The 8,940-nt window shown below is 68.6% G+C and carries 2 protein-coding genes and 1 pseudogene; all 3 read left to right on the top strand.

What is annotated here, in order from left to right:
* Positions 1-29 precede the first annotated feature (29 nt).
* The 3 genes and pseudogenes from ACMCNK_RS09350 (at position 30) to ACMCNK_RS09340 (ending at position 8,847) form a co-directional block, all read left to right on the top strand.
* A pseudogene (locus tag ACMCNK_RS09350) lies at positions 30-865 on the top strand (IS5 family transposase).
* Positions 866-889: 24 nt separating this feature from the next.
* A complete protein-coding gene (locus ACMCNK_RS09345) occupies positions 890-6,685 on the top strand; it encodes a helicase-related protein (RefSeq protein ID WP_412735998.1) in 5,796 nt (1,931 codons plus the stop codon).
* Positions 6,685-8,847 carry a UvrD-helicase domain-containing protein gene (locus ACMCNK_RS09340; RefSeq protein WP_412735997.1) on the top strand — a complete coding sequence of 721 codons (2,163 nt, stop codon included), beginning with the start codon at positions 6,685-6,687 and terminating at the stop codon, positions 8,845-8,847. The genes ACMCNK_RS09345 and ACMCNK_RS09340 overlap by 1 nt, the downstream gene beginning before the upstream one ends.
* The last annotated feature ends 93 nt before the right edge of the window (positions 8,848-8,940 follow it).

The following is an 8,940-nucleotide window of genomic DNA, read 5'->3' as shown; positions in this document are numbered from 1 at the left end:
TGCCGGTTCGTCGATGGATCTCTGATGACATGTGGGCTCGGGTGGAGCCGTATCTGCCGGACCGGTCGCCGCAGCGCGGCGGCCGGTGGTCCGATCACCGTGAGGTGATCGAGGCGATCGCGTGGAAGTACCGCACCGGCTCGCCCTGGCGTGATCTGCCCGATGAGCTGGGTTCGTGGAAGGGCGCATACTCCAGGTTTCGCCGCTGGACCCTCGATGGCACCTGGCAGAAGGTGTTGACCGCGGTGCAGGCCGACGCCGACGCGGCCGGTGAGCTCGACTGGCTGGCGGTGGCGGTGGACTCGACCGTGGTGCGGGCGCATCAGCACGCTGCCGGGCTGCGACCGGGAAAAGACCACGACGGTACGAGCCGGCCGACCATTGCCTCGGCCGGTCCCGTGGCGGCCTGAGCACCAAGGTTCACCTCGCGGCGGAGTCGCGTTGCCGGCCGATGAGCCTGCTCGTCACCGCCGGGCAGGTCGGTGACGCACCCCAGTTCACCGCGGTCATGGACGCGATTGCGGTGCCCCGCCGCGGACCTGGCCGGCCTCGGCGACGCCCGGAGCGGGTACTCGCGGATAAGGCGTACTCGTCTCGGGCGATCCGCGCATGGCTGCGCCGGCGCGGGATTCGGGCCACGATCCCGCAGCCGTGCGATCAGAAGGCCCACCGCCTGCGGCGCGGCAGCCGTGGTGGCCGCCCACCCGCGTTCGACAAGCAGGGCTACCGGCAGCGCAACGTCGCGGAACGCTGCATCAACCGGCTCAAACAATGGCGTGGCCTGGCCATGCGCACCGACAAACTCGCCGTGCATTACCAGGCCGCGCTCACCCTTGCCGGGATCCTGCTCTGGACCAAACCATGATCCGAGAGACGCTTCCTAACGTACGTGGTGCTCGACGAGTTCCACACTTACGACGGCGCGCAGGGCACCGACGTGGCGATGCTGCTGCGCCGGCTCGCCTCGGTCGCGGCCGGCGGCAACGTGGAACGGCCGCTGGGGACGATCTGCCCGGTGGCTACCTCGGCCACGCTCGGCTCCGCCCGGCACAGCGCGGATGCGGCCGAGGATATCCGCGGGGTGGCGGCCCAGGTCTTCGGCGCCGCTTTCGACGAGGAGTCGGTCGTTGGCGAGGACCGGTATCTCCCGGAGGAGTTTATCGGTGAGGTTGACTATGGCCTGCCGATTCCGCACCCGAAGGATCTGGCAGCCATCGAGCCGGACGCGCTGTCGGCGATCGCCATGGCCGTGCTGGGAAGCTCGGACACCCATCCCGTGGTACTCGGGCGTGGATTACGCAGACACAAGCTCACTCAGGCGGTCCTCGCGGTGCTGGACGGCCGCCCGCGTACCGCCGAAGAGATCCTGGAGATCCTGCCCCGACGCGGTGCGGGACCGGACTGGGGCGAAACGTTCAAGCGTGAGCCGGAGGTCGCCGCGGCCGCGCTGGCCCGGTTCATCGCGCTGCTGTCGCAGGCGCGCAACCCGGATCATCCGCAGCGGCCGCTGTTGACGATCGAGGGGCACCTGTGGGTGCGGCATGTGTCTCGGCTGCTGCGGGCAGTGGCCGATCGACCGGCGTTCGGTTGGTACGGCGAGCCACCGCGCGATCCGGATCTCCAGCCGGCCGAGGCGGACCTGGTCGTGGCCGACCGGCGGCAGGCACTGCTGCCCGCCATCCACTGCCGCCACTGCGGGCGCTCCGGCTGGTCGGCCTTCTCGCCCGAGCGTGATCCGCAGGAACTCAACACGGATCCCGACCGCATTTACCGGGCCGGCACCACACGGGAGAAGCGGCGCCTGCGCTCGTTCATCGCGGCCACGCCGACCGAGGTCGTGCAGGCGCGGCGCGGGCTGATCGTGCTGGAGGCAGGACAACGGGTCCGGCCGTTTGATCCGGTACGCGACGGGGGAAGGTCGCAGCCGGACAACGGCGTGTTTGTACTCGGCGATTTGTCCGACATCGTTGCGGCAGAGAACGATCGATGCCCGGCGTGCGAAACCGACCAGGGCATCCGATATATCGGTGCAGGCCTTGCATCGCTGGCGTCCGTGGCGGTGACGAACCTGTTCACCGGCGGGGAACTCGACGAGCGGGAACGCAAGACACTGCTGTTCAATGACTCTGTACAGGACGCCGCGTATCGTGCCGGATTTGTCGCTAGCCGCGCGTATACCTTCTCGCTACGCGCCTTGCTCGCCGCCCAGCTCAAGCCGGGAGAGCCGACCGACCTCAACGACGTCATCGCCCGCGTGATCGGTGCGGCGGCCGATCCGAAGACACTGGCCACCGTCGTACCGCAGGATCTGCACGACCGGCCCGGCGTGGACGCGTTGCTGGCCAGCGAGGAGGCCGGCTCGCCCGCCGCGTGGCGGCTGATCGCGCAGCGCTTGGCGTTCGCCACCATCCTAGAGTGCGGCCTGCGCGCCCGGCCCGGCCGAACGCTGGAGCTGACCCGTACCGCCGCGGTTGAAGTCGCGCTTGACGACCCGGCGGCGACGGCAGCACTGTGCCGCGACGTGCTGACCGCAGCGCCCGTCCACGAACTCGACAAGCTGCCCGAGCCCGAGCGGTTTACGGCGCACGTGCGGGGACTGCTGGAGCGGCTACGCACTCAGGGCGCGGTGCGTCACGACTGGTACGCCGGCTACCTGCGCTCCGGCGGGCTGCGCTGGCAGATCTGGGGCGGGCGGCCGGATGGCATGCCGGCCTTCCCGAGAGGGCTCGCCGCACCGCGGTTCCTCATCACCGGGTCGGTGCCGGGCAAGTCGCAATTCCAGGGCATCGGCCGGGATTCCTGGTATGCCGACTGGACCTCCCGATGCCTCGGCCTGACCGCGAGCGACGCGACTGTCTACCTCGAACGGCTGCTGCCGGCGCTTGCCAACGCTGGTGTGCTCGCGCAGGGCACCACCGAGAACGGCAGCGCCAACGTGTACGGCTTGCAACCTGGGCATCTACAGGTGACCCTGTTGGACGCAGAGCAGGCCGTAGCCGCCGGCATCGGCTGCGACAGCTGCACCTGGCAGCAGACCGTGCACCCGGACCGGGTCACCGGCTGGGTCGGCCAACCGTGCCGCCAGTACCGGTGCTCCGGGCATCTGCTGCCCGCGCCGGACTCCGCCGCCCGCGACGACTACTACCGCCGCCTGTACCTGGAGGGTGGCATCTTCCGGGTGGTGGCGTCCGAGCATACCGGTCTACTCACCCGCGCACAGCGGGAAACGGTGGAGGTGGCGTTCCGGCAGAACCGCCGGTACAGCGACCCGAACGTGCTGTCCTGCACGCCGACGCTGGAGATGGGTATCGACATCGGCGACCTGTCGGCGGTGGTGCTGGCATCGCTGCCTGCCGGACCGGCCAACTACGTGCAGCGCGCCGGCCGCGCGGGCCGGCGCACCGGCAACGCGTTGATCGTGACCCTGGTGGGGCGCAGCGAGCGGGACCGCTACTTCCTGACCGAGCCTCGCGACATGCTCGCCGGGGACATCGTGCCGCCCGGCTGCTTCCTGTCCGCGGTCGACCTGTTACGCCGCCAGTACCTGGCGCACCTGGTCGACCTGGCCGCGCGGGGCCATTTCCCGGGCGTGCTGCCCCTGCCCCGGTGGGCCTCGGCCGTCTTCGGTCCGACCGCCTGGCTGCGCGGCCTCGCCACCGCGGCGGTACGCGAGGGAGGCACGCTCGTCGAGGAGTTCCTCGCGCTGTTCGGCAACCAGATCAGTCAGGCCACCACCGACGACCTGCGCGCCTACGCGACTGGCGGGCTGCTCGACGCGGTGGCAGACGCGAACCACATCTGGGACGAGCAGCTCGCCGAATTGCGCGAGCGACTCACCCGCATCGACGAGGCCGCCAGCGCGCTGGTCGCCACGAACCCCGACCACGCCCGGGACCTCAAGATGCTGCGCAGCGAGGCAATCCAGACCCGTCGGCAGATCAGCCGGATCGGTCGGGCAGCCGCGCACGGAACGCTCGTCGAATACGGACTGCTGCCCAACTACGCGCTTACCGACACCCGCACCACACTGGAAGCCACACTCACCTGGGAGGAGAAGACCCCGGCCGGCGATACCGAGTATCACTCCGAAGTCCGCGAGTACGCACGCCCAGCGCGCCAGGCGCTGACCGAGATCGCGCCCGGAAACACCTACTACGTCCGGGGATACGGTCACCAGATCTCCGGCCTCGACCTCGGCGCGAAAGGGCGCGCGGTACGGAGGTGGCGAATCTGTCCATCCTGCGGGTACGTGCGGACCGCGCTCGGGGCAGACGACACGAGCGCCTGCGACCGGTGCGGCGACGGCGGCATCGCCGACAGCGGTCAACTTTACGACGTGCTGGTACCGACGCGGGTCAGCTCACGCGACCGGCGTGACGACGCGCGCATCGGTGACGACGAGGACGATCGGGACAGTGCCTCCTACACGACGGCGACCACGGTGGACATGGGCGCCACCGCGCTCGCCGCATCCTGGCGGCACGAAACCGAGACATTCGGTGTCGACTACGCCCGCCACGCGGTGGTGCGGCGGTTCAACCTGGGTCGCACCCGGTTCGACAGCCGTGCCGACCACCGGTTCGCTGGCGACGACGTGCGGGTCAACCCGTTCCACACATGCGTCACCTGTGGCGGCGCCACCACCGACGGCCCGCCCGTGGCACTGGCGACGCTAGGCATCTCGTCCGGTGTGGGCCGGTCCAGGGGGAACGAGCATCACCGACCGTGGTGTCCCGGCTGGCGTGGCTCCACCATGGACCACCGGGCACTCATCCTCGCCCACGAGCTCAACACCGAGGCACTGCGCATCCTGGTACCGGCCGTCGCCGCGCTGGTCGAGGAACGCATCCGGTCCTTCCAGGCCGCCCTGCGCTTGGGCATCGCGACCAGGTACGGCGGAGACCCGGACCACCTGCGTACTGTCCGTGCCTACATGCCCGACAACCGCGAGGACGGTACCGGCGAGCAGCGGCAGTTCGTCGTGCTGTTCGACGTCCAGCCCGGCGGCACTGGGTACCTGCATCGCCTTTCCGATCCGGACGAGTTTCGACTGGTCCTCCAGGCCGCCCGGGACGCGATCGCCGATTGTGTCTGCGGCGCGGAGGGGCGCACTGCCTGCCACCGGTGCCTTCTGCGGTACGCCCAAGCCAACGAGTTCTCGCTGATGAGCAAGCAGGAGGCGGTGGACCTGCTGGACCGGCTGCTCGCCAAATGGCAGGTCCGCCATGTGACCAGCACCAACGAGATCTCCCTCATCCAGCAAGTGGAAAGCGAACTGGAAGCCAGGTTCCTCCAGGCGCTTCTGGACTGGGGCGCCCGGACGGACACCCCCGCGTCGATCACCCGGTCCACCGACCGCGACGGTGCCCGCTTCGCGGAACTGCGTTTCACCTCCCCGAGCGGCAGCGTGACCCACTGGCGGATGAAGCTGCAGAACACGATCAGAGGCACCCGGCCGGATGTGCACTTTGTTCGCCTGGATGCCGCCAGCCCCCAGGTGGCGGTGTACCTCGACGGCTACAAGTACCACGCATCCGAGCGGCACAACCGGCTCGCCGACGACGCGGCCAAGCGTGCCGTCCTGCGGGCGCAACCCATGTACGTCTTCGCCATGACCTGGGATGACGTGCAACGCTGGACGGGACACGAGGTCAGGACTGATCCGGTCTGGCCGCCGTACCAGGAGAACGGCAAGAGGGCCGCCCGCCAGCTGTACCAGCAACTCGGCGGACACGATCCGGACGACCTCAACACGTTCGCCTGGACCAACCCGATCGACATGCTTCTGGCGTACCTGGCGGATCCGGACGGAGCCGTATGGCACCGCCGCGCGGTGGGGACGCTGGCTGGCCTGCTGACCCAGCCCGGCGCGAAGACACTGGTCAGCTCTCACGGCCTCGGTGCTGCGATCACAGCTGCGTTGCATGGCGCCCCTCTAGCCACTCCGACCGCTGGCGGCATCACAGTGGTCCAGACCGCCGACGGCAACAGCTGTCCTCTCACCCTCATCGTGGACCGGCGTGGCGGCCAACCACCTACCTGGTCGGCGCTCGCCGTGGTCGACGACCGCGCCGGGGCAGTGCGGGACAGCGACCCCGATCACCGGCGCCGGTGGGCGGGGTGGCTCTACTGGGGCAACCTGATCCAGTTCCTCGACTTCGGTGGTGGAGACGGCGCTCAGCTGGCCACCTCGGAACTGGACAACTTCGAGCCGGCCGAACTGGCGGTCAGCGAGGGTACCGGCCTCGTGCTCGCACGCCGGGCAAGCGAGCTGGACGAGGAAACCGCTACTTGGCTTGGTCTGGCCGAGCAGCCCGAGCCGGAAGGCGAGCCGGCGGTGCTCGGCGACAGCGACGCGGATCAGCGCTGGCACGAGGTGCTCGATCTGCTGTTCCCTGGCGAATCCGGTCTGGAGTCGTTGGTGCGCGGTCTCATCGCCCGGGAGGCGCCGTTACCGGAGCAGGGGTACGAGCTCGGCGACGCTGGATGGCAGGCCGAGCTGGCATGGCCGGACCGGAAGATCGCGGTCGTGGTCGCCGCTGGACACGGTCATCTTGAGGCCGCGGATCGCGACAGAGCGTACGCTGCCGACGGCTGGGACGCCCGCATCGCCCGGCAATGGACCGTTGACGAGCTCATCGACAAGATCATCATACCCAACATGGTCTCTGGAGAGGGTCATTGATGGCAGGGCAGGGCGGCGCCACGCTGCGCATCCTGGAGCGCGCTGACAAGGAGATCATGAAGCTTTCGCGCGCCGACCGCGGTGCGGTGTGGGAGTTCATCTCCAAGTTCCGCACCAACCCGAACAACCCTGGACTTCACTTCAAACAGCTCAAAGGCGACTCTCGGCTGTACTCGGCTCGGGTCAGCGCCGACCACCGGGCGCTGCTGCTGCACGCCGGCGACAGAGATTACCTGCTCGTGTCCGTCAAGCACCGCAAGGACGTTAACGAGGACCTGGACCGCTACGCGTACCAGATCAACCGGGTAACCGGCGGCATCGAGGTATTCGACCTCGCGCCGGTGGGTGACAGCATCGTCGGGCGTCTCATGAAGGCGGACCGTGCGTCTACCGCACGGCCCGCACTGTTCGAGAAGGTCAGCGACGATGACCTGATCGAACTCGGGGTTGCTGAGCCACTACTGCCCGCGATCCGGCAGCTGACCAGCGAGGACGAGCTGCAGACGTTCATGGAAGACGTACCGTCGGTGACCGCCGAGGTGTTGCTGCAACTATTCAGCGGCGCCACTGTCGACGAGGTGCGGGATCAGGTAACCAAGCCGGTCACCGCCGAGGACCCCGTCGATCTCGACGACTACCTCACCGCGGTAAACCGGCCCGCCACGCCGGTCACCACCGACGACGAGGCGCTACAGGCGATGCTCGACGAGCCGTTCGCCCGGTGGCAGGTGTACCTGCACCCCATGCAGCGCAAGCTTGTAGAGCGCGACTACACCGGACCCACCCGAGTAAGCGGCGGTCCCGGTACCGGCAAGACGATCGTCGCCCTACATCGGGTCGCCCACCTGGTCGAACAGCTCCCGGACGGCACCGACCGACCGATCCTGCTGACCACCTTCAACCGAAACCTCGCGGCCGACTTACGGGCGCGCCTGCTTACGCTCGGCGGGGAAAAAGTCCTCTCCCGAGTGGATATTTTCACCATCGACAAGCTGGCCAGCCTCGTCGTTCGCGAGGCCGGCGTGGGCGCGGGTCGCCGCCATATCGACGATACCCGCGCCGTGGCCGAATGGCGCGACATGCTGCTCGAACTCGGCGTGCAGCGATGGGACCCCGAATTCCTCAACGCCGAGTGGGGACAAGTCATCCTCGGACAGGTACTCACGTCACGCGCCGACTACTTCCTCGCTCGACGGGCAGGGCGCGGCCGGACGCTGACCCGGGCCGACCGGGACCAGATCTGGCAGCTCGCCGAACGTTTCACCCTGCGCCTGGAAGAAAAGGGCGTGTGGACGTGGCGGCAAATCGCCGCAGCAGCTGCCCGCGCCGAAATAGACAGGGCCGACCGGGCCGCGTCGCGCGCCGCAGGATCCCGATACCGCCACGTGGTCGTCGACGAAGCGCAGGACTTCAGCACGGCCCACTGGAAGATGCTGCGCGCGATGGTCTCCCCGACCCGCAACGACATGTTCATCGCCGGCGATACACACCAGCGCATCTACGACAACTATGCCTCACTGGGTAGCCTCGGCATCAACATCCGTGGCCGCTCGTCACGGCTAACCCGCTGCTATCGCACCACCCGGCAGATCCTCGCGGTCGCGCTCGAGCTGCTCACCGGTGAGACCTACGACGACCTCGACGGCGGCGAGGACACCCTGTCCGGCTACCGATCCCTGCTACGCGGCGAGCAGCCAAGGCTGCACGGTCTGCGCACCTGGGCGGAGGAGCGGGACGCGATCGTGGCGCAACTGCGATCATGGGGGCCAGCCGTCGATGGATCCATCGCGGTGTGCCTGCCCACCAAGGACATGGTTGCCGAGATCGTCGCGCGGCTGGACGCCGACGGCATCCCCGTGGCCGAGATCGGACCCGACGGCCCGAAGCGAGCCGACGGCGTACACGTCGGCACCATGCACCGCTTCAAGGGCCTGGAATATCGGCGGATGATCCTCGGCGGAGTATCGAACGGGCTCGTACCGCGTGCCGCGATCGCGCGGTACACCGACGCCGATCCGGCACGATACCAGCGCGAACGCGCTAGGGACCGATCGCTGCTATTCGTCGCCGCTACGCGAGCCCGGGACGACCTAGCAATATTTTGGCACGGTACCCACAGTCCGTTTGTCACCGACACCCTGGCACGCCGGTCTGTCAGGTGACGCACCGCGTCGCGAGAAAGGTACGAGCCTGAAGACATGCCCATGCCCAGTTTCCGGCCGCCGACACCGAACAGATCGCTGACCGGGACAAGC

This window comes from Krasilnikovia sp. MM14-A1259, from assembly GCF_047159535.1.
In the GTDB taxonomy this organism is placed as follows: Bacteria; Actinomycetota; Actinomycetes; order Mycobacteriales; family Micromonosporaceae; genus Actinoplanes.
Note: the sequence above shows the minus strand (reverse complement) of the source record. Positions and strands in the feature narration are given on the sequence as shown.